This is a genomic window from Aquamicrobium defluvii, from assembly GCF_004363725.1.
In the GTDB taxonomy this organism is placed as follows: domain Bacteria; phylum Pseudomonadota; class Alphaproteobacteria; order Rhizobiales; family Rhizobiaceae; genus Mesorhizobium; species Mesorhizobium defluvii.
The window spans coordinates 209,283-232,731 of sequence record NZ_SNZF01000003.1 but is presented as its reverse complement, the minus strand read 5'-3'; the positions used below and the strand labels follow the sequence as shown (position 1 = coordinate 232,731).

At 64.6% G+C, this 23,449-nt stretch carries 21 protein-coding genes; 16 read left to right on the top strand and 5 right to left on the bottom strand.

What is annotated here, in order from left to right; translation table 11 throughout:
• Nucleotides 1-114: 114 nt before the first annotated feature.
• The 6 genes from DES43_RS03780 to DES43_RS03755 all read left to right on the top strand — a co-directional run bounded on the left by DES43_RS03780 (nucleotide 115) and on the right by DES43_RS03755 (nucleotide 6,943).
• Complete coding sequence (locus tag DES43_RS03780; protein ID WP_035022339.1) at nucleotides 115-1,140, top strand: ABC transporter substrate-binding protein; 1,026 nt, start codon at nucleotides 115-117, stop codon at nucleotides 1,138-1,140.
• Nucleotides 1,141-1,201: 61 nt separating this feature from the next.
• Entirely contained in the window at nucleotides 1,202-2,698 is a 1,497-nt protein-coding gene (locus tag DES43_RS03775; protein WP_035022762.1) for a sugar ABC transporter ATP-binding protein, read from the top strand.
• On the top strand, nucleotides 2,698-3,690 hold the full coding sequence (locus DES43_RS03770; protein ID WP_035022336.1) for an ABC transporter permease: 993 nt from the start codon (nucleotides 2,698-2,700) through the stop codon (nucleotides 3,688-3,690). Before DES43_RS03775 ends, DES43_RS03770 begins: the two co-directional genes overlap by 1 nt.
• Complete coding sequence (locus tag DES43_RS03765) at nucleotides 3,687-4,643, top strand: ABC transporter permease (protein WP_035022334.1); 957 nt, start codon at nucleotides 3,687-3,689, stop codon at nucleotides 4,641-4,643. The genes DES43_RS03770 and DES43_RS03765 overlap by 4 nt, the downstream gene beginning before the upstream one ends.
• 8 nt (nucleotides 4,644-4,651) lie before the next feature.
• Nucleotides 4,652-5,671 (top strand): LacI family DNA-binding transcriptional regulator, encoded by a 1,020-nt coding sequence (locus DES43_RS03760; protein ID WP_035022332.1) that lies wholly within the window; start codon nucleotides 4,652-4,654, stop codon nucleotides 5,669-5,671.
• A gap of 27 nt (nucleotides 5,672-5,698) precedes the next feature.
• Complete coding sequence (locus DES43_RS03755; protein ID WP_035022330.1) at nucleotides 5,699-6,943, top strand: Gfo/Idh/MocA family protein; 1,245 nt, start codon at nucleotides 5,699-5,701, stop codon at nucleotides 6,941-6,943.
• An 18-nt stretch (nucleotides 6,944-6,961) separates the two neighbouring features.
• Here DES43_RS03755 and DES43_RS03750 read toward each other — a convergent pair whose 3' ends face one another.
• The 3 genes from DES43_RS03750 to DES43_RS03740 all read right to left on the bottom strand — a co-directional run bounded on the left by DES43_RS03750 (nucleotide 6,962) and on the right by DES43_RS03740 (nucleotide 8,836).
• Nucleotides 6,962-7,279 carry a hypothetical protein gene (locus DES43_RS03750; RefSeq protein WP_051520310.1) on the bottom strand — a complete coding sequence of 106 codons (318 nt, stop codon included), beginning with the start codon at nucleotides 7,277-7,279 and terminating at the stop codon, nucleotides 6,962-6,964.
• Between the two features lie 130 nt (nucleotides 7,280-7,409).
• Complete coding sequence (locus DES43_RS03745) at nucleotides 7,410-7,877, bottom strand: hypothetical protein (protein WP_133674809.1); 468 nt, start codon at nucleotides 7,875-7,877, stop codon at nucleotides 7,410-7,412.
• Between the two features lie 77 nt (nucleotides 7,878-7,954).
• Nucleotides 7,955-8,836 (bottom strand): LysR family transcriptional regulator, encoded by an 882-nt coding sequence (locus DES43_RS03740; protein WP_035022325.1) that lies wholly within the window; start codon nucleotides 8,834-8,836, stop codon nucleotides 7,955-7,957.
• 179 nt (nucleotides 8,837-9,015) lie between these two features.
• Between DES43_RS03740 and DES43_RS03735 the strand changes: the two genes are divergently transcribed.
• Nucleotides 9,016-10,512, top strand: coding sequence for a CoA-acylating methylmalonate-semialdehyde dehydrogenase (locus DES43_RS03735; protein ID WP_035022323.1), 1,497 nt, complete (start codon nucleotides 9,016-9,018; stop codon nucleotides 10,510-10,512).
• 66 nt (nucleotides 10,513-10,578) lie between these two features.
• Here DES43_RS03735 and DES43_RS03730 read toward each other — a convergent pair whose 3' ends face one another.
• Nucleotides 10,579-11,211 carry a GntR family transcriptional regulator gene (locus DES43_RS03730; RefSeq protein ID WP_035022321.1) on the bottom strand — a complete coding sequence of 211 codons (633 nt, stop codon included), beginning with the start codon at nucleotides 11,209-11,211 and terminating at the stop codon, nucleotides 10,579-10,581.
• Nucleotides 11,212-11,279: 68 nt separating this feature from the next.
• Between DES43_RS03730 and DES43_RS03725 the strand changes: the two genes are divergently transcribed.
• A complete protein-coding gene (locus tag DES43_RS03725; protein ID WP_133674808.1) occupies nucleotides 11,280-11,756 on the top strand; it encodes an OsmC family protein in 477 nt (158 codons plus the stop codon).
• Nucleotides 11,757-11,873: 117 nt separating this feature from the next.
• On the opposite strand, the gene DES43_RS03720 is transcribed toward DES43_RS03725, so the two are convergent.
• Entirely contained in the window at nucleotides 11,874-12,536 is a 663-nt protein-coding gene (locus tag DES43_RS03720) for a GntR family transcriptional regulator (RefSeq protein WP_035022757.1), read from the bottom strand.
• 98 nt (nucleotides 12,537-12,634) lie between these two features.
• Here DES43_RS03720 and DES43_RS03715 point away from each other — a divergent pair, with 98 nt between their 5' ends.
• The 8 genes from DES43_RS03715 (at nucleotide 12,635) to pyc (ending at nucleotide 23,428) form a co-directional block, all read left to right on the top strand.
• Complete coding sequence (locus DES43_RS03715; RefSeq protein WP_133674807.1) at nucleotides 12,635-13,024, top strand: hypothetical protein; 390 nt, start codon at nucleotides 12,635-12,637, stop codon at nucleotides 13,022-13,024.
• A gap of 199 nt (nucleotides 13,025-13,223) precedes the next feature.
• Nucleotides 13,224-14,126 (top strand): branched-chain amino acid ABC transporter permease, encoded by a 903-nt coding sequence (locus DES43_RS03710; RefSeq protein WP_035022315.1) that lies wholly within the window; start codon nucleotides 13,224-13,226, stop codon nucleotides 14,124-14,126.
• Between the two features lie 9 nt (nucleotides 14,127-14,135).
• On the top strand, nucleotides 14,136-15,695 hold the full coding sequence (livM, locus tag DES43_RS03705; protein ID WP_035022754.1) for a high-affinity branched-chain amino acid ABC transporter permease LivM: 1,560 nt from the start codon (nucleotides 14,136-14,138) through the stop codon (nucleotides 15,693-15,695).
• Nucleotides 15,695-17,155, top strand: coding sequence for an ATP-binding cassette domain-containing protein (locus DES43_RS03700; protein ID WP_035022313.1), 1,461 nt, complete (start codon nucleotides 15,695-15,697; stop codon nucleotides 17,153-17,155). Before livM ends, DES43_RS03700 begins: the two co-directional genes overlap by 1 nt.
• On the top strand, nucleotides 17,155-17,883 hold the full coding sequence (locus DES43_RS03695; protein WP_035022310.1) for an ABC transporter ATP-binding protein: 729 nt from the start codon (nucleotides 17,155-17,157) through the stop codon (nucleotides 17,881-17,883). Before DES43_RS03700 ends, DES43_RS03695 begins: the two co-directional genes overlap by 1 nt.
• Nucleotides 17,884-17,983: 100 nt before the next feature.
• Complete coding sequence (locus DES43_RS03690; RefSeq protein ID WP_035022307.1) at nucleotides 17,984-18,331, top strand: DUF6867 family protein; 348 nt, start codon at nucleotides 17,984-17,986, stop codon at nucleotides 18,329-18,331.
• A 246-nt stretch (nucleotides 18,332-18,577) separates the two neighbouring features.
• Nucleotides 18,578-19,696, top strand: a complete 1,119-nt coding sequence (locus DES43_RS03685; protein ID WP_035022304.1) for a branched-chain amino acid ABC transporter substrate-binding protein — start codon at nucleotides 18,578-18,580, stop codon at nucleotides 19,694-19,696.
• Nucleotides 19,697-19,969: 273 nt separating this feature from the next.
• Nucleotides 19,970-23,428: a pyruvate carboxylase gene (pyc, locus tag DES43_RS03680; RefSeq protein ID WP_035022301.1), complete on the top strand. Its 3,459-nt coding sequence runs from the start codon at nucleotides 19,970-19,972 to the stop codon at nucleotides 23,426-23,428.
• The last annotated feature ends 21 nt before the right edge of the window (nucleotides 23,429-23,449 follow it).

The window sequence follows — 23,449 nt, the reverse complement described above, 5'->3', positions numbered from 1 at the left end:
TTTCGCCGGATCATGCCGGAATCACGAAAAGGCGAACGCTTTCAATCGCCGTTGAAATCGATTTCATTTGCCTCTAAGCTCATTCTCGAAATTGAGCTCCAGGGAGGAATTCAAATGAAGAAGTCGCATATTCTCTCGGCCGTCGCGGGTGTCGCGCTGGCCTTTTCCGCCGTGTCCGCCTTCGCGCAGGACTTCAAGATCGGCCTTTCCAACGGCTGGGTCGGGTCCGAATGGCGCACGCAGATGATCGACGAGGCCAAGGCCGCCGCCGAGGCGTGGAAGGAAAAGGGCGTCAACGTCACCGTCGAGGTGCAGAGCGCCAATGTCGACGTGCCCGGCCAGATCGCCCATGTGCGCAATTTCATCAGCGCCGGCGTCGATGCCATCATCATCAATCCGAACAGCCCGACCGCCTTCGATCCGGTGTTCGCGCAGGCCAAGGAGGCCGGCATCCTCGTCATCGCCACCGACGCTGAGGTCTCGTCGCCGGATGCGCTCTATGTCGGCATCGACCAGAAGGCGTGGGGCGCCGCGGGTGCGGAGTGGCTGGCCAAGACGCTGGACGGCAAGGGCAATGTCGTGGCCATCAACGGCGTCGCCGGCCATCCGGCCAACGAGATGCGCGTCGCCGGCTACAGGGAAGTGTTCGCCAAGCATCCCGACATCAAGATCGTCAACGAAGTAAACGCCAACTGGGATCAGGCGCAGGGCCAGCAGGCCATGCAGAACCTGCTCGCCACCTATCCCGACATCAACGGCGTGTGGGTGCAGGACGGCATGGCTGCCGGTGCCTGGAAGTCGATCATGGATGCGGGCAAGACCGATTCCATCGCCGCCACCGGCGAGATCCGCAAGGACTTCATCGACCTGTGGACCAAGGACAAGCTGAACTCCGGCGCGTCGGTGAACCCGCCCGGCGTCATGGCCTCGGCGCTCAACGTGGCGGTGCTGATGCTTCAGGGCAAGGAGCTGAAGGAGCCGGCAGAAGCGGGCCAGTACAAGAACGCGATGTATCTGCCGATCCCGTTCATCGACAGCTCGAACCTCGAGGAAGCGGCCAGGCAGCTCGAAGGCAAGCCGGGCTATTATTCCTACACCAGCGCGCTGTCGATCGCAGACGCCGAGGCGCTGTTCAAGTAGGTGATTCAGCAAAAGCGGCATGCGGGTTTCCCCTCGCATGCCGCATGATGGCGGCAAGACCATGAGCAGGCTGCAACTCAAGGGCGTCGGCAAGAGCTACGGCGCGACCAAGGCGCTTCGCCACGCCGATCTCGACATCGAGGCTGGCGAGGTGCATGTGCTGATGGGCTCCAACGGCTCGGGCAAGAGCACGCTGTCCAAGATCGTCGCCGGTTCCGTGCGGCCCGATACGGGCGAAATCCTGCTCGACGGCAAGCCGGTCTCCATCACCGGGCCGCAGGCGGCGCGGCGGCTCGGCATCGCCATCTTCTATCAGGAACTGTCGCTGGCCGCACACCGCACGGTGGCGGAAAACATCTGCCTCGCCGACCTGCCGTCGCGCGGCGTGTTCGTGGACCGCACGGCGCTGGAAGCGCGCGCGGCGAAATATATCGCCCTGTTCGACGGCGTGACCGGAGACGATTTTTCGCCCGATGCCGTGGTGCAGGACCTGCGCGCCGACCAGCGCCAGCTCGTCGAGATCATGAAGACGCTGGCCGGCGAGGCGTCGGTGCTCATCTTCGACGAGGCGACCTCGGCCCTCGACCGGGCGCAGGTGGAGCGCTTCTTCGAGATCCTGCGCGATTTGAAGCGCCAAGGCCGCTCGATCATCTTCATCTCGCACCGGATGGACGAGATTTTCGCCATCGGCGACCGCGCCACCGTGATCCGCGACGGCGAGATCGTCGGTTCGCGGCAGATTGCCGGGACCACGCCGGCTGAAATCATCTCCATGATGGTGGGCGCTCAGGAAGAAACGGCAACCGTAGCCGATGCGGCACCGGCCCGGCCTGCCGGTCCGCCGGTGCTGTCGGTGCGCGGCCTGACCGGGCCGGGCTTCTCCGACATCGGTTTCGACGTGCGGGCCGGTGAAATCCTCGGCTTCGGCGGGCTGCACGGGCAGGGCCAGTCGGCGGTGCTGCGGGCGCTGTTCGGCGCCAATTCGCCGACGGCCGGCAGCGTCGAGCTTGGCGGGAAGCCGCTCCATCCCAAAAATCCGCGCGCGACGATCCGGCAGGGCGTGGCCTATGTGTCGGGCGACCGCTCCCGCGACGGCGTGGTGAGCGGCCGTCCGATCCTCGAAAACGTCATGCCGATCCACTATCTGCGCGAGCGCATGATGCTGGCCAATCCCTCCGCGCTGGCGGCGAAGGCGCTGCCCGCCTTGCAGGCGCTCAAGACCAAATTCGCCGGCCTCGGCCATCCGATCTCCTCGCTCTCCGGCGGCAACCAGCAGAAGGTGGTGATCGCGCGCTGGCTGATCGACCGCCCTGCCGTGCTTCTGCTCGACGATCCGACCAAGGGCATCGACCTGTCGGCCAAGGCGGACCTGTTTTCGCTGATCCGCAAGCTGGCCGGGGAGGGCATGGGCATCGTGCTCTATGCCTCGGAGGATGCCGAGCTGCTCGACAATGCCGACCGCATCCTCGTCTTCAATGGCGGCGCGATCCGGCGCGAGCTGACCGGGGCGGCGCGCACCCGCTTCAACCTCTACCAGGCCGCATACGAGGCCGCGTGATGGCAAGCATCGAAGCTCCCGCCCGCCCCCGCAGCAGCAGCGCCGTGAAGCGCGCCTTCGAGCGCTATCCCTTCCTGCCGGCGCTCATCATCCTCGTGGTGCTGATCGCGCTCAACGGCTGGTTCCAGCCGCGCAGCCTGTCGCTGGTCGGGGTGACGGGGCTGGTCAAGACCTATCTGGCGCTGATGCTGCTCGCCGTCGCGCAGACCTATGTCATTTATGCCGGCGACATCGACCTTTCGGCCGGGGCCATCGTGTCGCTGGTCAATGTCGTCATCGTCGGCGTCATGGCGCAATGGGGCGGGGATGGCGTGACCATCGTCGCCGCGCTTGCCATCGGGCTGGCGACCGGGCTCGCCTGCGGCATCGTCAACGGCATCGTGGTGGCGGCTTTGCGCTTGCAGGCCATCGTCGCCACCTTCGCCACCTCGATCTTCTTCACGGGGCTGGCGCTCTACATCCAGCCGGTGGCCGGGACGCCCGCGCCGACCGCCTTCTGGCGCACCTATGGCGGGCGCATCCTCGAAATCCCCTTCGTCTTCCATGTCGTCGTCCTGTTCGCGGTCCTGCTCGCCATTCTGGTGCGCACGCGCCTGTCGCTGCGGCTGCTCGCCGTCGGCGACGGGCAGCAGGAATCCTACCAGAGCGGCCTGCCGGTGACCGCGATCCGCATGGGCGGCTATGCGCTGTGCGGCGTGTTCGCGGCACTCGCCGCCTTCTGCATCACCGGCGATACGGCGAGCGGCGACCCGCTTGTGGGCGGCAAGATGACGCTGTTCTCCATCGCCGCCGTGGTGCTGGGCGGCAGCGCGCTGTCCGGCGGCTACGGCACCGTCGTCGGCTCGGTGATCGGCGCGCTGATCATCGGCTTCATCAACTCGCTGGTGTTCTTCGTCGGCACGCCTTCGGAGTGGCAGAACCTTGTGCAGGGCGTCGCCATCCTGCTGGCGCTGATGGCCGGTGTGCTGGTCGGGCGGAGGGCGCGGGCATGAGCGCGGTGACCGCCTTACTCAGGCAGCCGCTGGTGGTGGCGCTGATCCTGATCGCCGGTCTTTTGTGGCTGGGCGAGACGCTGTCGCCGGGCTTCGCGTCCGGCCAGCAGATCCTGCGCCTGCTGATCGTCGCCGCGCTGCTCGGCATCGTCGCGGCCGGTCAGAACCTCGTCATCCTCGGCGGGCGCGAGGGCATCGACCTGTCGGTCGGCGGCGTGGTGTCGCTCAGCGCCATCATCGCCGGCAATCTGATGGCGGGCGACAATGCCGGCATCCCGCTGGCCATCCTCGCCTGCGTCGTCGCCGGCGCGTTTTTCGGGCTGCTCAACGGCATCGGCGTGACGCTCTTGCGCATCCCGCCGCTGGTCATGACGCTCGGCATGCTGGGCGTGTTGCAGGGCCTGCTGGTGGTGGTCCGCCAGGGCATCCCCTCGGGGCGCGCAGCACCGGCGCTGGCAGATTTCGTGTCGCGCACCTTCCTGTTCGGCCTGCCCGGCATATTGTGGCTGTGGGTGGTCATAGGGCTTGTCATGGCCTTCCTGCTCAACCGCACCGTGTTCGGTCACCGCATCTATGCCATCGGCTCCAACGAGCAGGCGGCGTTCATGGCCGGCGTGCCGGTCAAGGCGATCCGCATCGCGCTGTTCGTGCTGTCGGGTGTGTTCGCGGCGATCACCGGCATCTGCCTGCTCGGCTATTCGGGCTCGTCCTTCGCCAATGTCGGCGAGCAATACATGCTGGCCTCGATCATCGCCGTGGTGTTCGGCGGCACGCCGCTGTCGGGCGGCAAGGGCGGCTATACCGGCACCATGGCCGGCGCGTTCCTGCTGGTCATCCTGCAAAGCATCCTCACCACCGTCAACATCGACGAATCCGGCCGCCAGATGGTGTTCGGGGCCACGCTTCTGGTGCTGATGCTGTTCTACGGCCGCGGCCGCTCGATGAGGGCGTGACCGGTCTCATGACAAGGCGGCCGAAGATCAAGGACATTGCCGAGCGCCTCGGCGTCTCGCCGGCCACCGTGTCGCGGGCGCTGGCCGACACCGGGCTGGTGGCGGAGCCGACGCTGTCGCGCATCCGCGAGGCGGCGAGCGCGCTCAACTACCGGCCCAATGTCAGCGCCCGCAACCTGCGTACCCGCCGTTCCATGGCGGTGCTCATGGTGGTGCGCGACATCGGCAACCCGTTCTATCTCGACGTGGTCAAGGGCGTGGAGGCGGCGGCGCGCGCCGCCGGCTATGCCGTGCTGATGGGCAATGCCGAGAACGACCCCGAGCGCGAGACCGAATATTTCGACATGCTGCGCGACGGCCATGCCGACGGCATGATCCTGATGACCGGCTCGCTTCCCTCGACGCCGGACTTCCGCCGCCGCCTCTCGCCGGACCTGCCGGTGGTGGTGGCGCTGGAGATGATAGAGGGTGTCGGCTTCCCGCATGTGCAGATCGACAACGAGGCGGCGGCCAGGCAAGCGGTCGAGCATCTGGTCGAACTCGGCCATCGCCGCATCGCCCATGTCTGCGGGCCGGTGCCGGAAGAGATGAGCGTGCGCCGCCGGCAAGGCTATCGCGCCGCCATGCAGGCGGCCGGCCTGCCGGTTCCCGAGGGTTACGAGCAGCGCGGCGACTATCTGCTGCAATCGGGTCGCGACGCCTGCCGCAGGCTGCTGGCGCTGCCAGAGCCGCCGACCGCCATCTTCCTCGCCAATGACGAGATGGCCTTCGGCGCCATCCATGAATTGCGCCGCATGGGCCGCGACGTGCCGGGCGACATGTCCGTCGTCGGCTTCGACGATCTTTACCTGAGCGAAGCCTTCTTCCCGCCGCTGACCACGGTCGCGCAGCCGCGCGCCGAGATCGGCAAGCGGGCCATGGGCATGCTGCTCGACATGCTCTCCGGTGCGCCCGCGCCGCGGGAGCCGGTGATCCTGCCCACCACGCTGAAAGTGCGCGGCACCACCGCCGCGCCGAAGATGTCCTGAACAACGCCATTCCTGAAAGGAGCGACCATGACGGAGTTTCCGAAAGCCACGCTGCGGGTCGGTTTCGTCGGCAGCGGCTTCATCGCCCATTTCCATCTGAAATCGATGCTGGGGGTGCGCAATGTCGAGGTGACGGGCGTCTACAGCCGCAGCGCCGAAAACCGCCAGCGCTTCGTCGATCAGGTGGCGGAACTGGGGCTGGGAACCTGCACCGGCCATGACAGCCTCGAATCCATGCTGCGCGCCGATGACATGGACGCCATCTGGATCCTTTCGCCCAACTACACCCGCCTCGACATCATGCGCACCATCCATGCCGAGGTGAAGGCGGGGCGCAGCAAGGTGTTCGCGGTTGCCTGCGAAAAGCCGCTGGCGCGCACCGTGCGCGAGGCGCGCGAGATGCTGTCGCTGGCCACCGATGCCGGGCTCAACCACGGCTATCTGGAGAACCAGGTTTTCTCCACGCCTGTGCTGCGCGGCAAGGAGATCATCTGGCGGCGCGCCGCCTCCACCACCGGCCGGCCCTATCTGGCGCGCGCGGCGGAGGAACATTCCGGCCCGCACGAGCCGTGGTTCTGGCAGGGCGACAAGCAGGGCGGCGGGGTGCTCTCCGACATGATGTGCCATTCGGTCGAGGTCGCCCGCCACCTGCTCACCGCGCCCGGCGCGCCGCGCAGCTCGCTCACGGTCAAGGCCGTGAACGGCACGGTCGCCAATCTGAAATGGACGCGGCCGCATTATGCCGACCAGTTGCGCGCCCGCTTCGGCGCCGAGGTCGATTACCGCAACCGGCCGTCGGAGGATTTTGCGCGCGGCACCATCACGCTGGAGGACGAGGACGGCAACGAGCTGGTGATCGAGGCCACCACCTCATGGGCCTATGTGGGAGCAGGTCTGCGCATCCAGCTCGAACTTTTGGGGCCGGAATATGCGATGGAGTTCAACTCGCTCTCGACCGGGCTCAAGGTGTTCATGTCGCGCGAGGTGAAGGGCTCGGAAGGCGAGGACCTCGTCGAGAAGCAGAATGCCGAGCAGGGGCTGATGCCGGTGCTGGAGGACGAGGCGGGCGTCTACGGCTACACCGACGAGAACCGCCACATGGTCGAGTGTTTCCGCAAGGGCGAAACGCCGCTGGAAACCTTCGAGGACGGGCTGGGCGTGGTCGAGATGCTGATGGGCCTCTACCGCTCGGCTGAGACCGGCGAGACGGTGCGCTTCCCCGCACCTGAACTGGAAGACTACGTGCCGGTCGTGGCGCGCCGGGGCGCGTAGAACCCGACGAAAAAAGCTTCAGGCCGAGCCGGCGATGCGCATGGTGCGCAGGTCCGCCACCGGCCTGTAGCGGATCGCCGCCATCAGCGCGGTGCACAGCATGTCGGTGTCGGCACGCTCGTTCGGGCGCCAGTTGCAGGGGCAGGCGTTGGGGCCGGAGTGGCTGTCGGCAACTTCGCGGTAGACCTCGCCGACGGCGTGGGCGGCCAGCCGCATCACAGCCATTGGCTGCAGGCCGCTGCGTCCCATGATGCGGCAGAATTCGTTCATGATGGTGATGCGCAACTGATCCTGCGCCTCGTCCTGACGCCGTTCGATTTCCACCATGTTCGCCAAGGCACGCTGCTCCGCTTTTATCCATCTCGCCACTTGCCGGGCTTTCATATTAAAGTGGATAAAATTAATCAAGATTAAATTCGAAACGCTGCCCGCGGCAGGTGCCGGCTCTGGTACCTGTCGGCTCCACTCAGCCGGTTTTGCAGGCGTCGAGCATGGCCTGCACCGCCTCGGCCGCGTCATAGAGAGGGTAGTCCTGCCTGTCGCCCTCGATGGTCAGTATCAGCGGCCCTCGCGAGGTGAGCAGGTTCTGAAGGCGCGCGTCGAGCGGCGTTTCGCCTTGCAGGATGAACAGGTCGTCCATCAACAGCCTTGTGCCGGTTGTGGCGAGGGGCACTTCGATATCGCCGGCCGAGAGCAGAATCTCCACCGCGACGCCGTCTTCGGCATTGGCCGGTTCGTGCTCGATGACCACGGTCAGCGGGGTGCCGGGCCTGTCGCAGCGAAAGGAGACCGGCGCATAGCCACTGTCGGGCGTGCCATAGATCAGCTCGATGCCGCCTTCTCCGGCCGGTTGCGTGAACCATGACAGGTCTTCAGCCGATGCCGTGCCGGCAAGCGCCAGCCCCAATGTCAAAACTGCGATTTTCGGTCCCACGCCCTTGTCCCTGTTCAGCCCGGGCGGAAAATCTCCGAAAACCAGGCGGTTGGCAAGGCCGCCGGCCTGTTCGCCTGTCAGGAAAACAGGCCCCGCTCGCGTTCGACGACCCGCGTGATGAAGCTTGCCGCCGCCTGCACGCGGCGCAGCGGCCGTACCGTTTCGTGATAGACCAGCCAGTAGGACCTGCGGATCGGGGCGACAGCCTCGACCGGCACGAGTTCGGGCATGGAGCGGGCGATGAAGGTGTGGAGGATGCCGATGCCGGCGCCCGAGCGCACCGCTTCGGCCTGTCCGAGCGCGGAGGATATGGCGAAGGCGGAGCGCCAGTCCTTGCTGAATTCGGCCTCGTAGTCGAGCGAGGGGCTGACGATCAGGTCGGGCACATAGCCGATCAGGGCGTGCTGCGGCAGTTCGGCGGCATTTTTCGGCAGGCCGTAGCGCTCGGCATAGTCACGCGAGGCGAACAGGCCAAGCGTATAGTCAATCAGTTTTCCCGCCACCAGACGGCCCTCCTGCGGCCGCTCGACGGTGATGGCGATGTCGGCCTCGCGCCGCGACAGCGAAAAGGAGCGCGGCACCGGAACGAGCTGGATGGTGAGGTCGCGGTGCTGGCGCGTCAGTTCGCCAAGATGTCTGGCCAGAAAGGCAACGCCGAAGCCGTCCGGCGCGCCGATGCGGACCGAGCCGGAAATGTCCTCGTCCTCATCGGCGACGGCTGAACGCGCGGCGATGACGTCGGCCTCCATGCGTTCGGCGATTTCTAGGAAGCGCTCGCCGGCCGGCGTCAGTTCGCTGCCTGTGGTAAGGCGGCGGAACAGCTTCGCCCGCAGCGCTTCCTCCAGCGCGCCGATGCGACGCGACACGGTGGCATGGTTCAGCTCCAGCCGCCGCGCCGCGCCGAGGATCTGCCCCGAGCGGGCCACGGCGAGGAAGATGCGCACGTCGTCCCAGTTCATGTGCTTGCTCCCTTCTGGACCAGCGACGGGTTCACTATGCACCAAATAAAGCGCATGGTGAAATTGTTCTACTAAATTTGCACAACGGATGCGTTTTCGCTCGCATTGCCAAGCTTGTCGGGAAGGTGAACAATCCGGCCCGATACAGATTTTGGCATCCATCCAGGGAGTGAGAGAGCATGATTGAGTACGGTCATTTCATCGACGGCAAGCATGTGAAGGGCGCTTCGGGCCGCACGGCGGACGTGTTCCAGCCCCTCGACGGTTCGGTCCGCGCCAAGGTGGCGCTGGCCTCCAAGGCCGAGCTTGACGCGGCCGTCGCTTCGGCAAAGGCGGCGCAGCCGGCCTGGGCGGCGACCAATCCGCAGCGCCGCGCCCGCGTGTTGTCGAAGTTCCTCGAACTCGTCGCCCGCGATAATGACGAGCTGGCCGAACTGCTGGCCCGCGAGCACGGCAAGACCCTTCCCGACGCCAAGGGCGATATCCAGCGCGGTGTCGAGGTGGTCGAGTTCATGCTGGGTGTGCCGCATCTGATGAAGGGCGAGTACACCGAGGGCGCGGGCCCGGGCATTGATCTCTATTCCATGCGCCAGCCGCTCGGCGTCGTCGCCGGCATCACGCCGTTCAACTTCCCGGCCATGATCCCGATGTGGAAGTTCGCCCCGGCCATCGCCTGCGGCAACGCCTTCATCCTCAAGCCCTCGGAGCGCGATCCGGGCGTGCCGATGCGTCTTGCCGAGCTGATGATCGAGGCGGGTCTGCCTGCGGGCATCCTCAACGTCGTCAACGGCGACAAGGAATCGGTCGACGCCATTCTCGACCATGACGACATTTCGGCCATCGGCTTCGTCGGCTCGTCGTCGATCGCGCAGTACATCTATTCCCGCGGCTGCGCCAACGGCAAGCGTGTGCAGTGCTTCGGCGGCGCCAAGAACCATATGATCATCATGCCCGACGCCGATATGGACCAGACCGTGGATGCGCTGGTGGGCGCCGGCTACGGCGCGGCCGGCGAGCGCTGCATGGCCGTTTCGGTGGCTGTGCCGGTCGGCAAGGCTACGGCCGACAAGCTGATGGAAAAGCTGATCCCGCGCGTGGAAAGCCTCAAGATCGGTCCCTCCACCGATCCGAGCGCCGATTTCGGCCCGCTGGTGACGAAGCAGGCGCTGGAGCGCGTGCGCGGCTATGTCGATCTGGGTGTCGAGGAAGGCGCCAAGCTGGTTGTCGACGGGCGCGGCTTCAAGATGCAGGGCTACGAGGACGGCTTCTATCTCGGTGGCTGCCTGTTCGACGATGTGACGCCCAACATGCGCATCTACAAGGAAGAGATCTTCGGGCCGGTGCTGTCGGTGGTTCGCGCGCACGATTTCGAGGAAGCGGTGCGCCTGCCTTCCGAGCATGAATATGGCAACGGTGTCGCCATATTCACCCGCGACGGCGATGCGGCTCGCGAGTTCGCTTCCCGCGTCAATGTAGGCATGGTCGGCATCAACGTGCCGATCCCGGTGCCGGTCTCCTATTACACGTTCGGCGGCTGGAAGAAGTCCGGCTTCGGCGACCTCAACCAGTACGGCCCGGATGCGGTGCGCTTCTACACCAAGACCAAGACAGTCACCTCGCGCTGGCCGTCCGGTGTGAAGGAAGGCGCCGAGTTCTCGATGCCGCTGATGAAGTAACGCTTCGTTTCCGTCACAAAAAAAGCCGCTGGATGATCCGGCGGCTTTTTTCGTTCGGGGCTGATTTCAGCTCAGGCAGCGGACGAGGAAATCGCCGGCCCGCTGAATGTGCCTGCGCAGCAATTCTGCGGCATCGCCGGCATCGCGCCTCGCATAGGCGTCGAACATCTGCCGGTGATCTGTGAGCCATTCATTTCTGGCTTCCGGCAGCTGATCGTAGAGGGCGTTGCAGCGCTCGACCTCGGTGCGCAGCGACATGGCGAGCCGGATCTGGCGCGGTGCGGCGGCCGGTTCGTAAAGCCGCATGTGAAAGGCGCGGTCGGTCCTGATCCACTCCGGGGTGGCGGCGGTGCGCTCGGCCAGCTCAAGCGCTTCGCCAAGGGCTTCCATGTCGCTTTGGTCATGAAGGCTTGCCGCACGTTCGATCAGATCGCACTCCACCAGAATGCGCATGTGAGTAATCTCCCGAATATCCTGCGCCGTCACCTCGATGACGAAGGCACCGCGATTGGGAAAGACGGCAACCAGCCCGTCGCGCTCCAGCCGGCGCAAAGCTTCGCGCACGGGGATGCGGCTGACGCCAAAACGCGTGGCAAGATCCTCCTGCCGCAACGGTGCGCCGGGCCTGATATCTCCGCGCATGATCTCCGCGTTCAGCTGGTCGGCGATGAGGTCGGCGGTCGTGTTCGATCTGAGCATGGTTGCCACATATCACAGGCGCTGATACATGAACACATGTAAACATGTATCCAATATGGAGATCAACCGTGGATGGGAAGCTGCACACGTACGAAGTCAAAGTGACATGGACGGGAAATGAGGGAACGGGAACCGGCTCGTATCGCGGCTACAGCCGCAATCATGAAGTCACTGCGCGTGCAAAGCCGGTGATCGCGGGTTCGTCAGATCCGGCTTTCCGGGGAGATCCGGCCCGGTGGAACCCGGAGGAACTTCTCGTGGCCTCGCTTTCCGCCTGCCACAAGCTCTGGTATCTCGGGCTTTGCGCGCAGGCAGGCGTAACCGTGCTCTCCTATGAGGACAATGCGCTGGGCGAGATGGTGGAGGAGGCCGGTGGCGCCGGTCAGTTCACGTCGGTGATGCTGCATCCGAAAATCGTGATCGATGCTCAGTCCGACCCGGATGTTGCCGCCGCCCTGCACCACAAGGCGCACGCCATGTGCTTCATTGCCCGATCGGTCAATTTCCCGGTTGGGAACGAGCCCGAGATCACGGTTCAGGCATAGGTTGCGAGCGTCCGTGGCTGATGGATGAAGACAGGGGGCAGACGAGACTTCCGATCAGCGACTTCCGATCAAGCGGCGCGCAGGCAGGCTGCTCTCTCTGTCCTGCTTCCGGGAGGCTTACCGGGTGGCGGCGTCTTCGGCCATGCCGCGCAGGAAATCCATCAGCTTGTCGGCATTGAGGGCGGCGTCGTTCTCGTCACCCTCAAGCACCGACTGGATCAGCGCAACATGCAGCGCGGCGCAGTCGGCCATTCCCAGATGCGCGCGGAAGCGGAACCAGCAGCGGCGGCTGTGCGATTGCAGGGCTGCCGCCGCGCGGGATGCGAACATGTTGTCGGCCGCGGTTGCGAGCGCCTCGTTGATCGCCTTGTCCGCAGCGAGGAAGGCAACGACGTCGGTGGCGAGAACGGCCTGCTGGATGGCAAGCGCGGCCTCGTGGAACCTGCCGGCTACTTCGCGCGTGACGAAGCGCGCCGCCGAGCGGGCCAGCAGTTTCTCAATACCGCGGCGTGCATCGATGATGCGCAGCCAGTCGCTGCCGTACAGCGGCGTGACCGAGATGCCGGCCCGTGGTCGCACCTCCAGCAGCCCATCCCATGCCAGACGCTGAACCGCCTCCCGGACGGGCGTGCGGCCGAGCCCGATTTTCCCGATGAGTGCGCTTTCGGTGACGAAGCTTCCCGGGGCCAGTTCAAGGGTGACGACCATTCGCTCCAGCGCATTGAAGGCTCTGGTCGCGGCAGGAGATGAGATGTCGGCAGGTCGGGATATCACGCGCATCTCCATGATGCGCGGATTCATATATCACCAGTTCATTCTTTCGCCGGATTGCGTCGTCCACAGATATATCTGTCGTATCTCACTGGAAGAACAAGAGGATGTGGGAATTTTCCGTGATGATGGACCGGCGAGAAACCCGAGAGGATACTGGCGGGCAAGGAAGAATGCCGGATTTTCATCCGGTTCGGCCGCCGGGCCGTGGCCGGGTGTCGGCGGCGCGCCCGGCATGGCGACGAGCGCATCCGAAAATGCTGTTCCGAGCCTTGGCGACCCGGTCCGTTCAGCCTTGGGCATCGGCTGCGGTGCGGGGCGGCAAAGATGGCCTTACGTGTTACGTTGCGGAATTGCGGCGGGCCTGTTTTGCGGTCCGGGCAGGCACTGGCGGAGAGTTCCTGAATTTCCATCTGTTGCAAGGATCATTCAAAATATTTGGCGAAATCGATTGTTTCTTTCCCAAAGAAGCGGAATTTTACCAAAAACATCAATGACATTGCGTTGGGCCGATGATAGGTTCCGCCCTGACCTGCCAACAGGAAGCAACTCCCGCGATGAGGGACCAATCTCATCCCAAAGTCGCGTAAAAGAACAAAAAATGGAGTTGCAATCCGGACTTGAAACCGTACCACTAGGGGAACGATGAAAAGGAATGCGCCCGGTCCGGCGACATTCCAGGGGAGCGGCTTAAATATGCAATATTTCATCCAGCAGCTTATCAACGGGCTGACGCTGGGATCGATCTATGGCCTGATCGCGATCGGCTATACGATGGTCTACGGCATCATCGGCATGATCAACTTCGCTCATGGCGACATTTTCATGGTCGGTGCTTTCACCGCCCTGATCGTGTTCCTGATCCTCGGTGCGATGTTCTATTCGGTGCCGGTCGCCGCCGCCCTCCTGATCATGATGATCGTTTCCATGCTGCTGGTGAGCCTCTACAACTGGGTGATCGAGAAGATCGCCTACCGCCCCCTGCGCGGCTCCTTCCGGCTGGCGCCGCTGATCACGGCCATCGGCATGTCGATCGTGCTGTCCAATTTCGTGCAGGTCACGCAGGGTCCGCGCAACAAGCCGATTCCGCCGATGGTCAGCCAGGTCTACAATGTGTATGGCGTCTCGATCTCGCTGAAGCAGATCATCATCGTGGTGGTCACGGCGCTGCTGCTGGTCATCTTCTGGTACGTGGTCAACAAGACGTCGCTCGGACGGGCGCAGCGCGCCTGCGAGCAGGACCGCAAGATGGCCGCGCTGCTCGGCGTCAATGTCGACCGCACCATTTCCATCACCTTCATCATCGGTGCTTCGCTGGCGGCCGTCGCCGGTACGCTGTTCCTCATGTATTATGGTGTAGTGGTGTTCTCGGACGGGTTCGTGCCCGGCGTGAAGGCCTTCACGGCAGCGGTGCTTGGCGGCATCGGCTCCATACCGGGGGCGGTGCTCGGCGGGCTCGCCATCGGCTTCATCGAGAGCATCTGGTCGGCCTATTTCTCCATCGACTACAAGGATGTGGCGGCCTTCTCCATCCTCGCCATCGTGCTCATCTTCATGCCCTCCGGCATTCTCGGCCGGCCGGAAGTCGAAAAGGTCTGACCCATGGCCATGGCTGAAACCAAAAAGTCCGCTGGCAGCGCCACCGTCGCTGCCGGGCTGCGCGAGGCATTTTACGCAGCCGTCATCGCCTTCTTCATGTTCGTCCTGCTGGTGGGCGTGAAGACGGACCAGAACATCCACAACGAGCTGGTCCTGGTGCCACGTCCCTACCTGCTCGCCACGGTGGTGCTGATCGCCGCTGCCGTGCGCTTCCTGCAGGTCGTCTACCTGACGCCGTTCCTTGTGGCGCAGAAAACGGTCGATGCAGGCACAGGGCAGCTGCCCACCGCCTTCGCGTTGCGCTTCTTCAGCAAGCCCAACCTCGTGATCGGCCTTGTGATGGCCGCCGGCCTGCTCCTGTTCGGCAACAGCCTGCAGGCCGCCGTCGGACCTTACTGGGGCGCCTATGTCGGCCTGCTGCGCGCCGCCGCGATCATCTATGTGATCGCCTGGGTGATCTTCTATTTCCGCAGCTTCATCAGCGCCCATTCCTATTCGCTCGGTTTCACCATCCTGCTGGTCTATCCCGTCGTGATGGTTTCGCTGTTCGGGTTCCAGGGCTCGCTGAAGTGGGTCGACAATTTCGGCATCCAGATCCTCATCTACGTGATGCTGGCGTGGGGCCTGAACATCGTGGTCGGCCTCGCCGGCCTGCTCGACCTCGGCTATGTCGCCTTCTATGCCGTGGGCGCCTATTCCTATGCGCTGCTCGGCACGCAGTTCGGCTGGTCGTTCTGGATCCTGCTGCCGGTCGCCGGCATCATGGCCGCCATGTGGGGCGTCATCCTCGGCTTTCCGGTGCTGCGCCTGCGAGGCGACTATCTGGCCATCGTGACGCTGGCCTTCGGCGAGATCATCCGGCTGGTGCTTATCAACTGGCGCGAGGTCACCAATGGCGCCGCCGGCATCTCCGGCATTCCCAAGGTCAGCTTCTTCGGCGTGATATCGTTCAACGTCTCGGATCCGAACTACATCTCCAAGGTGTTCGGCATCGCCCAGTCCGGCGCCTACTACAAGATTTTCCTCTACTATCTCATACTGGCGCTGTGCGTGCTGACCGGCTATGTCACCATCCGCCTGCGCCGCCTGCCGGTCGGGCGGGCATGGGAAGCGCTGCGCGAGGACGAGATCGCCTGCCGTTCGCTCGGCATCAACACCACGACCACCAAGCTGACCGCCTTCGCCATCGGCGCCATGTTCGGCGGCTTCGCCGGCTCCTTCTTCGCCGCGCGGCAAGGTTTCGTCAGTCCCGAATCCTTCATCTTCCTGGAGTCGGCGATCATCCTGGCCATCGTGGTTCTCGGCGGCATGGGCTCGCTCGGCGGCATCGCGGTGGCGGCTGCCGTGATGGTGGGCGGCACCGAAATCCTGCGCGAGATGCAATTCCTCAAGCAGATATTCGGACCGGATTTCACGCCTGAGCTCTACCGCATGCTGCTGTTCGGCGCCGCCATGGTCATCGTCATGGTGTGGAAGCCGCGCGGTTTCGTCGGCAGTCGCGAGCCGACCGCCTTCCTGAAGGAACGCAAGGCAGTCGCGGGTTCGTTCACCAAGGAAGGGCACGGCTGATGAGCGCGACGACCACAACAGCGATGCCGATCCTGCGGGTTGAGCATCTGTCGATGAAGTTCGGCGGGCTGGTGGCCATCGGCGACCTGTCCTTCGATGTGCGGCGCGGCGAGATCACCGCCCTGATCGGTCCCAACGGGGCCGGCAAGACCACCGTGTTCAACTGCATCACCGGCTTCTACAAGCCGACCGAGGGCATGATCCGGTTCACCGGGCGCGCGGGCAACGAGTTCCTGCTCGAGCGCATGCCGGACTTCCAGATCACGGCCAGGGCCAAGGTGGCGCGCACGTTCCAGAACATCCGCCTGTTTTCGGGCATGACGGTTCTGGAAAACCTGCTGGTGGCCCAGCACAACAAGCTGATGAAAGCCTCGGGCTACACGATCCTTGGCCTGTTCGGCGTCGGCGGCTATCCGCAGGCAGCCGCGGAGGCGACCGAGAAGGCGAGGCACTGGCTGGAGAAGGCGGATCTCATCGACCGCGCCGACGACCCGGCCGGCGATCTCCCCTACGGCGCCCAGCGCCGGCTGGAAATCGCGCGGGCCATGTGCACCGATCCCGAACTGCTCTGCCTCGACGAACCCGCAGCCGGCCTCAACCCGAAGGAGTCGCTGGCGCTGAACGCCCTGCTCAACGACATCAAGGACAACACGGGCACGTCGATCCTGCTGATCGAGCACGACATGTCCGTGGTCATGGAAATCTCCGACCACATCGTCGTGCTGGAATATGGCCGCAAGATTTCCGACGGGACGCCGGAAGAAGTGCGCACCGATCCGAGCGTCATCGCCGCCTATCTCGGCGTGGACGACGAGGAGGTCGAGGAGGTGCTGATCGAGGTCGGCGACGAGGACGTCATCGAGCAGCTCGATACAGGCCCCGATGCCGAGCACGGGCCCGAGGCGTCGGCATCCATGCTGGCCGGACCGCTGAGCGACACTGTCGTTCACGGCAACGGCGAGCGCGTGACGGTCGAAAAGGGAGCCGGCAAGGCGCAGAGGGTGAAGGCGGAGAAACCCGCTGCCGCAAAACCTGCCGCGAAGGCGGCAGGACGGGCCGAAGCGGTGGCCACCGCCGGCGCGGCCAGACCCGGCAGGAAGAGCGCCGCGGCCGGGGCGGAGCCGTCCCGGACCCCTGCCAAGGGCGCTCCGGCGAAAGGCGGGGCGGCTGCCGGCAAGGAACAGGGCATATCGAACCGTATGCCCGCGCCACGCGGCGGCAAGGCGGACGATCTCCAGCTCATCAAGGGGATCGGACCGGTCAACGAGAAGAAGCTCAACGCCCACGGCATCTATCATTTCGACCAGATCGCCGCATGGAAGAAGGCCGACATAGCGGCCGCGGAAGCCTATCTGGCCTTTGACGGCCGCATCGCCCGCGAAGACTGGATCGGCCAGGCGAAGGCTCTTGCCAGAAAGGCCGCATCCGGACCGGCAAACAGGCGCGGGGGGCGCAAATAATGTCCACGGCACCGTTGCTCGACGTCAGGAACGTCGAAACCTTCTACGGAAACATTCAGGCCCTCAACGGGGTCAATGTCAGTGTCAGCGAGGGCGAGATTGTCGCGCTGATCGGCGCCAACGGCGCCGGCAAGTCGACGCTGATGATGACCATTTTCGGCACGCCGAGGGCGTCTTCAGGCACCATCAGCTTTGCGGGAACCAACATCACGCAGCTGCCGACCCATGAAATCGCGCGGCTTCGTATCGCGCAGTCGCCGGAAGGCCGCCGCATCTTCCCGCGTATGACGGTGCTGGAAAACCTGCAGATGGGTGCCAGCCTCGACAAGCTCAAATATTTCGATGAGGACGTGGAGAAGGTGTTCACCCTGTTCCCTCGCCTCAAGGAGCGGCTGACCCAGCGCGGCGGCACCCTGTCCGGCGGCGAACAGCAAATGCTGTCGATCGGCCGGGCCCTGATGGCGCGACCGAAGCTTCTGTTGCTGGACGAACCCTCGCTCGGTCTTGCGCCGCTGATCGTCAAGCAGATCTTCGATGCAATCCGCGAACTGAACCGCACCGAAGGGCTGACCGTGTTCCTTGTCGAGCAGAATGCCTTCGCCGCGCTCAAGCTCGCCCATCGTGGCTACGTGCTCGTCAACGGCCGGGTGACGATGAGCGGCAGCGGCAAGGAGTTGCTGGCCGATCCGGAGGTGCGCGCCGCCTATCTGGAAGGCGGCCGGCACTAGGACCGCGACCGGGGCGCCGGGCTTCGGCGTTCCGCAGAAACTGGAAGTTCGAACTGCGGCCGGAGCCAGATGGGCTCGCGCAAAGTCGGGAGGCAGCATAATGCAAGGTGTTCTCTATGAGGAGCCGTCGGTCTGGCAGTTCTTCTTCGTTACCTGCCTGCTCGGCGGCTGGGCCGCGTGGATGACCGGCAGGGCCTGCGCGCAGACATGGCGTCCGCCGCTGGCGCTGTTCTTCTATCTGATGGGGCTGGGCCTCGCCGTGCGCTTCATCCACCACGCACTGTTCAACGGCACCATGTTCAGCCCGCAATATTATCTGGTCGACACCCTCATCCTGATGCTGCTCGGCTTCCTCGGCTACCGCTACACGCGCACCAACCAGATGGTCACCCAGTATAGCTGGCTTTACGAAAAGGTGTCGCCACTGAGCTGGCGCCCGAAAAGCTAGGAGACCCGGCGCACGAATGCAGCACAGACCCATGCAGGCTCCGGAAGCAAGGCGCGACGCAACGCCGTGCCGGGGCGTGCGGGAAAGGCCCCGATGTGCGTTCGTCAATGTTGCCGCAGCGACACTCCGGCCAAAGTTGAATCGACGTGACAACTGCCATGAAATAGGCAAAGTTGGCTTTCTGCGAGATGGGTGGGCATCGCACGAAAGTATAACACTCGCCCACTCTGGAAATGGGAGCGTATAATGAAGAAGTCACTCTTGTCCGCTGTGTCGCTTGGCGCGCTGCTGGTCTTCGGCGGCACCGCCTGGGCGGATGTTCTCATCGGTATCGGCGCACCGATCACCGGTCCGAATGCTGCATTCGGCGCCCAGATTCAAAGGGGAACCGAGCAGGCCGTTGCCGACATCAACGCAGCTGGCGGCATCAATGGCGAGCAGGTCAAGGTTTCGATCGGCGACGACGTGTCCGACCCGAAGCAGGGCATCTCGGTTGCCAACAAGTTCGTTGCCGACGGCGTGAAATTCGTGGTTGGCCACTTCAACTCGGGCGTCGCCATCCCGGCGTCGGAAGTCTATGCCGAGAACGGCATCCTCGAGGTGACGCCCGCCGCCACCAATCCGGTCTTCACCGAACGCGGCCTGTGGAACACCATCCGCGTCTGCGGCCGTGACGACCAGCAGGGCGAGGTTGCCGGCGCCTATATCGCCGAGCACTACAAGGATGCGAAGATCGCCGTGATCCACGACAAGACCCCTTATGGGCAGGGCCTTGCCGACGAGACCAAGAAAGCGCTCAACGCGGCCGGAATGACCGAGGTCCTTTATGAAGGCGTCAATGCCGGCGACAAGGACTTCTCGGCCCTGATCGCCAAGATGAAGGAAGCCGGCGTCACCCTCATCTACTGGGGCGGCCTGCACACCGAAGCCGGCCTGATCATCCGCCAGACCGCGGACCAGGGCCTGGACGTGCCGCTGTTCTCGGGCGACGGCATCGTCTCCAACGAGCTGGCCTCGATCGCCGGCGACGCGGTGCAGGGCACGCTCAACACCTTCGGCCCCGATCCGCGCAGGAACCCCGCCGCGCAGGAAGTTGTCGAGAAGTTCCGCGCCGGCGGTTTCGAGCCGGAAGCCTACACGCTCTATGCCTATGCTTCGACCCAGATCATTGCGCAGGCCGCTACCGCCGCCGGCTCGAACGATCCTCAGGAAGTGGCCAAGGCGATCAAGGAAAAGGGTCCGTTCAAGACCGTGCTGGGCGAACTCTCCTTCAACGAGAAGGGCGACCGCACCGACGCCGACTATGTCGTCTACGAGTGGCGCAAGGGCGACGACGGCAAGTACAACTACTTCCAGCTCGACTAGAGCATTTTGCAGGCAGACGGAATCGTCTGCCGTTGCACAAATGCGGCTGGAAGGACAGGGCTGAAGGAGCCGGGTGCACTCGTCAGAATGCACCCCGCTTCACAAGGCGGCTGAGCAGGCTTCTCACCTGACGAACGAAGGCCCGGCGTCCTGCGCCGGGCCTTTTTGTCTGTTTCAGGCATTTAGCACCTCACGTCACGTCATTCCCGGTTGCACCGCAGCATTTTCACGCTAATCATTCGCCCGCCTTCTTCCAGACAGCGGAGCATCTCATTGGCCATCACGAAGATTCTTGTCGCCAACCGGTCTGAAATCGCCATCCGCGTGTTCCGCGCGGCCAATGAGCTGGGCCTCAAAACCGTGGCCATCTGGGCGGAAGAAGACAAATATGCCCTGCACCGGTTCAAGGCGGACGAGAGTTATCAGGTCGGGCGCGGGCCGCATCTTGCGCGCGATCTGGGGCCCATCGAAAGCTATCTGTCGATCGAGGAAGTGCTGCGCGTCGCCAAACTTTCGGGGGCCGATGCCATCCATCCGGGCTACGGCCTGCTTTCGGAAAGCCCGGAATTCGTGGAAGCCTGTGAGGCGGCCGGCATTACCTTCATCGGCCCGAAGCCGGCCACCATGCGCCGCCTTGGCAACAAGGTCGACGCGCGCAACCTCGCCATCGAGGTTGGCGTGCCGGTCATACCGGCCACGGAACCGCTTCCCGACGACATCGAGGCGGTCAAGAAGCTCGCCGCGGAAATCGGCTACCCGCTGATGCTCAAGGCCTCATGGGGCGGCGGCGGGCGCGGCATGCGCGTCATCCGCTCCGAAGCCGATCTGGCCCGCGAGGTCATGGAAGGCAAACGCGAGGCAAAGGCCGCTTTCGGCAAGGACGAGGTCTATCTCGAAAAGCTGATCGAGCGCGCCCGCCATGTGGAAGTGCAGATACTGGGCGACACCCACGGCAATGCGGTGCATCTGTTCGAGCGCGACTGCTCCATCCAGCGCCGCAACCAGAAGGTCGTGGAACGCGCGCCGGCACCCTATCTCAGCGACGAGTTGCGGCAGGAACTGTGCGGCCACGCGCTGAAGATCGCCCGCGAAACGGACTATATCGGCGCGGGCACCGTCGAATTTCTTCAGGACGCGGACACCGGAAAATTCTACTTCATCGAGGTCAATCCGCGCATTCAGGTCGAACACACGGTGACGGAAGAGGTCACCGGCATCGACATCGTCAAGGCGCAGATCCACATTCTCGACGGCCATGCCATCGGCACGCCGGAATCGGGCGTGCCGGCGCAGCAGGACATCCGCCTGCAGGGCCACGCCCTCCAGTGCCGCATCACCACGGAAGACCCCGAGCAGCATTTCATTCCCGATTATGGCCGCATCACCGGCTATCGCTCGGCGGCCGGCTTCGGCATCCGGCTGGACGGCGGCACGGCCTATTCCGGCGCCATCATCACCCGTTACTACGATCCGCTTCTGGTCAAGGTCACGGCTTCGGGACGCACGCCGGAGGAGGCGCTGAGCCGCATGCACCGGGCCCTGCGCGAGTTCCGCATTCGCGGCGTCGCCACCAATCTCACCTTCCTCGAAGCGATCATCACGCACCCGAAATTCCGGGACAACTCCTACACCACCAGGTTCATCGACACGACGCCGGAACTGTTCACGCAGGTGAAGCGGCAGGACCGCGCCTCCAAGCTGCTCACCTATCTGGCCGATGTCAGCGTCAACGGCCATCCGGAAACGCGCGGCCGGCCACAGCCGAAGGCGGGCATGGCCGAGCCGATGGTGCCGTGGTTCACCGGTCCGATCCCCGAAGGCAGCCGCAACCGGCTGGATGCGCTGGGGCCGGAAGGTTTTGCGAAGTGGATGCGCGCCCAGAAGCAGGTCCTGGTCACCGATACCACCATGCGCGACGGCCACCAGTCGCTGCTGGCGACGCGCATGCGCACCCATGACATCGCCCGCATCGCCGGCACCTATGCCCGCGCCCTGCCGCAGCTTCTGTCGCTGGAATGCTGGGGCGGCGCCACTTTCGACGTGGCCATGCGCTTCCTCACCGAGGACCCGTGGGAACGTCTGGCGCTGATCCGCGAGGCGGCGCCCAACATCCTGTTGCAGATGCTGCTGCGCGGCGCCAACGGCGTCGGCTACACCAACTATCCCGACAATGTCGTCCAGCATTTCGTCAAGCAGGCGGCCGAAGGCGGCGTCGACCTGTTCCGCGTCTTCGACTGCCTGAACTGGGTCGAGAACATGCGCGTCGCCATGGACGCGGTGGCGGCCGAGGGCAAGCTGTGCGAGGCGGCCATGTGCTACACCGGCGATATCCTCGATCCGTCCCGCGCCAAATACGACCTCAGATATTATGTGGCGCTGGCCAAGGAGCTTGAGGCGGCCGGCGCGCATATCCTCGCGGTCAAGGACATGGCCGGCCTGCTCAAGCCGGCTGCGGCGCGCGTTCTGTTCAGGGCGCTGCGCGAGGAAACCGACCTGCCGATCCATTTCCACACGCACGACACGTCCGGCCTTTCGGCGGCAACCGTGCTGGCGGCGGTGGAAGCGGGCGTCGACGCGGTCGAAGGCGCCATGGACGCGTTTTCCGGCACCACCTCGCAGCCCTGCCTCGGCTCCATCGTCGAGGCGCTGAAGGGCGGAGAGCGCGATCCGGGCCTCGACACCGAATGGATCCGCAAGATCTCCTTCTACTGGGAGGCGGTGCGCAACCAGTATGCGGCCTTCGAGAGCGACCTCAAGGGGCCGGCCTCGGAGGTTTATCTGCACGAGATGCCGGGCGGCCAGTTCACCAATCTCAAGGAGCAGGCGCGCAGCCTCGGGCTGGAAACGCGCTGGCACGAGGTGGCGCAGGCCTATCACGACGTGAACCTGATGTTCGGCGACATCGTCAAGGTCACGCCGTCCTCCAAGGTGGTGGGCGACATGGCGCTGATGATGGTCAGCCAGGAACTGACCGTCGCCGATGTCGAGAACCCGGACCGCGACATCGCCTTCCCGGATTCGGTGGTGTCGATGCTGCGCGGCGATCTCGGGCAGTCGCCCGGCGGCTGGCCCGCGGCCTTGCAGAAGAAGGCGCTGAAGGGTGCAAAGCCGATCACCGTGCGGCCGGGTTCGCTGCTGGAGGCGGCCGATCTGGCTGCCGGCAAGAAAGAGGCCGAGGAAAAGGTCGGGCGTGCGCTGTCGGAGCAGGAATTCGCTTCGTGGCTGATGTATCCGAAGGTGTTCTCCGACTTCGCCGCCGCGCAGGAGACCTACGGTCCTGTCTCGGTGCTGCCGACGCCGACCTATTTCTACGGCATGAAGCCGGAGGATGAGATCTTCGTCGACATCGAGAAGGGCAAGACGCTCGTCATCCGCTGCCTTGCCGTGGGCGACGTCGACGACAAGGGCATGGTCACCGTGTTCTTCGAGCTGAACGGCCAGCCGCGCCGCGTCAAGGTGCCGGACCGGGCGCATGGCGCTTCGGCGGCCAGGGCCCGCCGCAAGGCCGAGCCCGGCAATGAAGCGCATGTGGCGGCGCCCATGCCCGGCGTGGTCTCCACGGTCGCGGTGGCGGCCGGCCAGAGCGTCAGGGCGGGCGATGTGCTGCTTTCCATCGAGGCGATGAAGATGGAGACGGCACTGCATGCCGAGCGCGACGGCACGGTGGCCGAGCTGCTGGTGCGTTCCGGCGACCAGATCGACGCCAAGGACCTGCTGATCGTCCTCGAATGAGTGTCAGCAGATCGTTTGCGG

Coding starts and splice junctions, on each gene's coding strand:
- DES43_RS03780 (WP_035022339.1), top strand. CDS start 115: ATGAAGAAGTCGCATATTCTCTCGGCCGTCGCGGGTGTCGCGCTGGCC.
- DES43_RS03775 (WP_035022762.1), top strand. CDS start 1,202: ATGAGCAGGCTGCAACTCAAGGGCGTCGGCAAGAGCTACGGCGCGACC.
- DES43_RS03770 (WP_035022336.1), top strand. CDS start 2,698: ATGGCAAGCATCGAAGCTCCCGCCCGCCCCCGCAGCAGCAGCGCCGTG.
- DES43_RS03765 (WP_035022334.1), top strand. CDS start 3,687: ATGAGCGCGGTGACCGCCTTACTCAGGCAGCCGCTGGTGGTGGCGCTG.
- DES43_RS03760 (WP_035022332.1), top strand. CDS start 4,652: ATGACAAGGCGGCCGAAGATCAAGGACATTGCCGAGCGCCTCGGCGTC.
- DES43_RS03755 (WP_035022330.1), top strand. CDS start 5,699: ATGACGGAGTTTCCGAAAGCCACGCTGCGGGTCGGTTTCGTCGGCAGC.
- DES43_RS03740 (WP_035022325.1), bottom strand. CDS start 8,836: ATGAACTGGGACGACGTGCGCATCTTCCTCGCCGTGGCCCGCTCGGGG.
- DES43_RS03735 (WP_035022323.1), top strand. CDS start 9,016: ATGATTGAGTACGGTCATTTCATCGACGGCAAGCATGTGAAGGGCGCT.
- DES43_RS03730 (WP_035022321.1), bottom strand. CDS start 11,211: ATGCTCAGATCGAACACGACCGCCGACCTCATCGCCGACCAGCTGAAC.
- DES43_RS03720 (WP_035022757.1), bottom strand. CDS start 12,536: ATGCGCGTGATATCCCGACCTGCCGACATCTCATCTCCTGCCGCGACC.
- DES43_RS03715 (WP_133674807.1), top strand. CDS start 12,635: ATGTGGGAATTTTCCGTGATGATGGACCGGCGAGAAACCCGAGAGGAT.
- DES43_RS03710 (WP_035022315.1), top strand. CDS start 13,224: ATGCAATATTTCATCCAGCAGCTTATCAACGGGCTGACGCTGGGATCG.
- livM (WP_035022754.1), top strand. CDS start 14,136: ATGGCTGAAACCAAAAAGTCCGCTGGCAGCGCCACCGTCGCTGCCGGG.
- DES43_RS03700 (WP_035022313.1), top strand. CDS start 15,695: ATGAGCGCGACGACCACAACAGCGATGCCGATCCTGCGGGTTGAGCAT.
- DES43_RS03695 (WP_035022310.1), top strand. CDS start 17,155: ATGTCCACGGCACCGTTGCTCGACGTCAGGAACGTCGAAACCTTCTAC.
- DES43_RS03690 (WP_035022307.1), top strand. CDS start 17,984: ATGCAAGGTGTTCTCTATGAGGAGCCGTCGGTCTGGCAGTTCTTCTTC.
- DES43_RS03685 (WP_035022304.1), top strand. CDS start 18,578: ATGAAGAAGTCACTCTTGTCCGCTGTGTCGCTTGGCGCGCTGCTGGTC.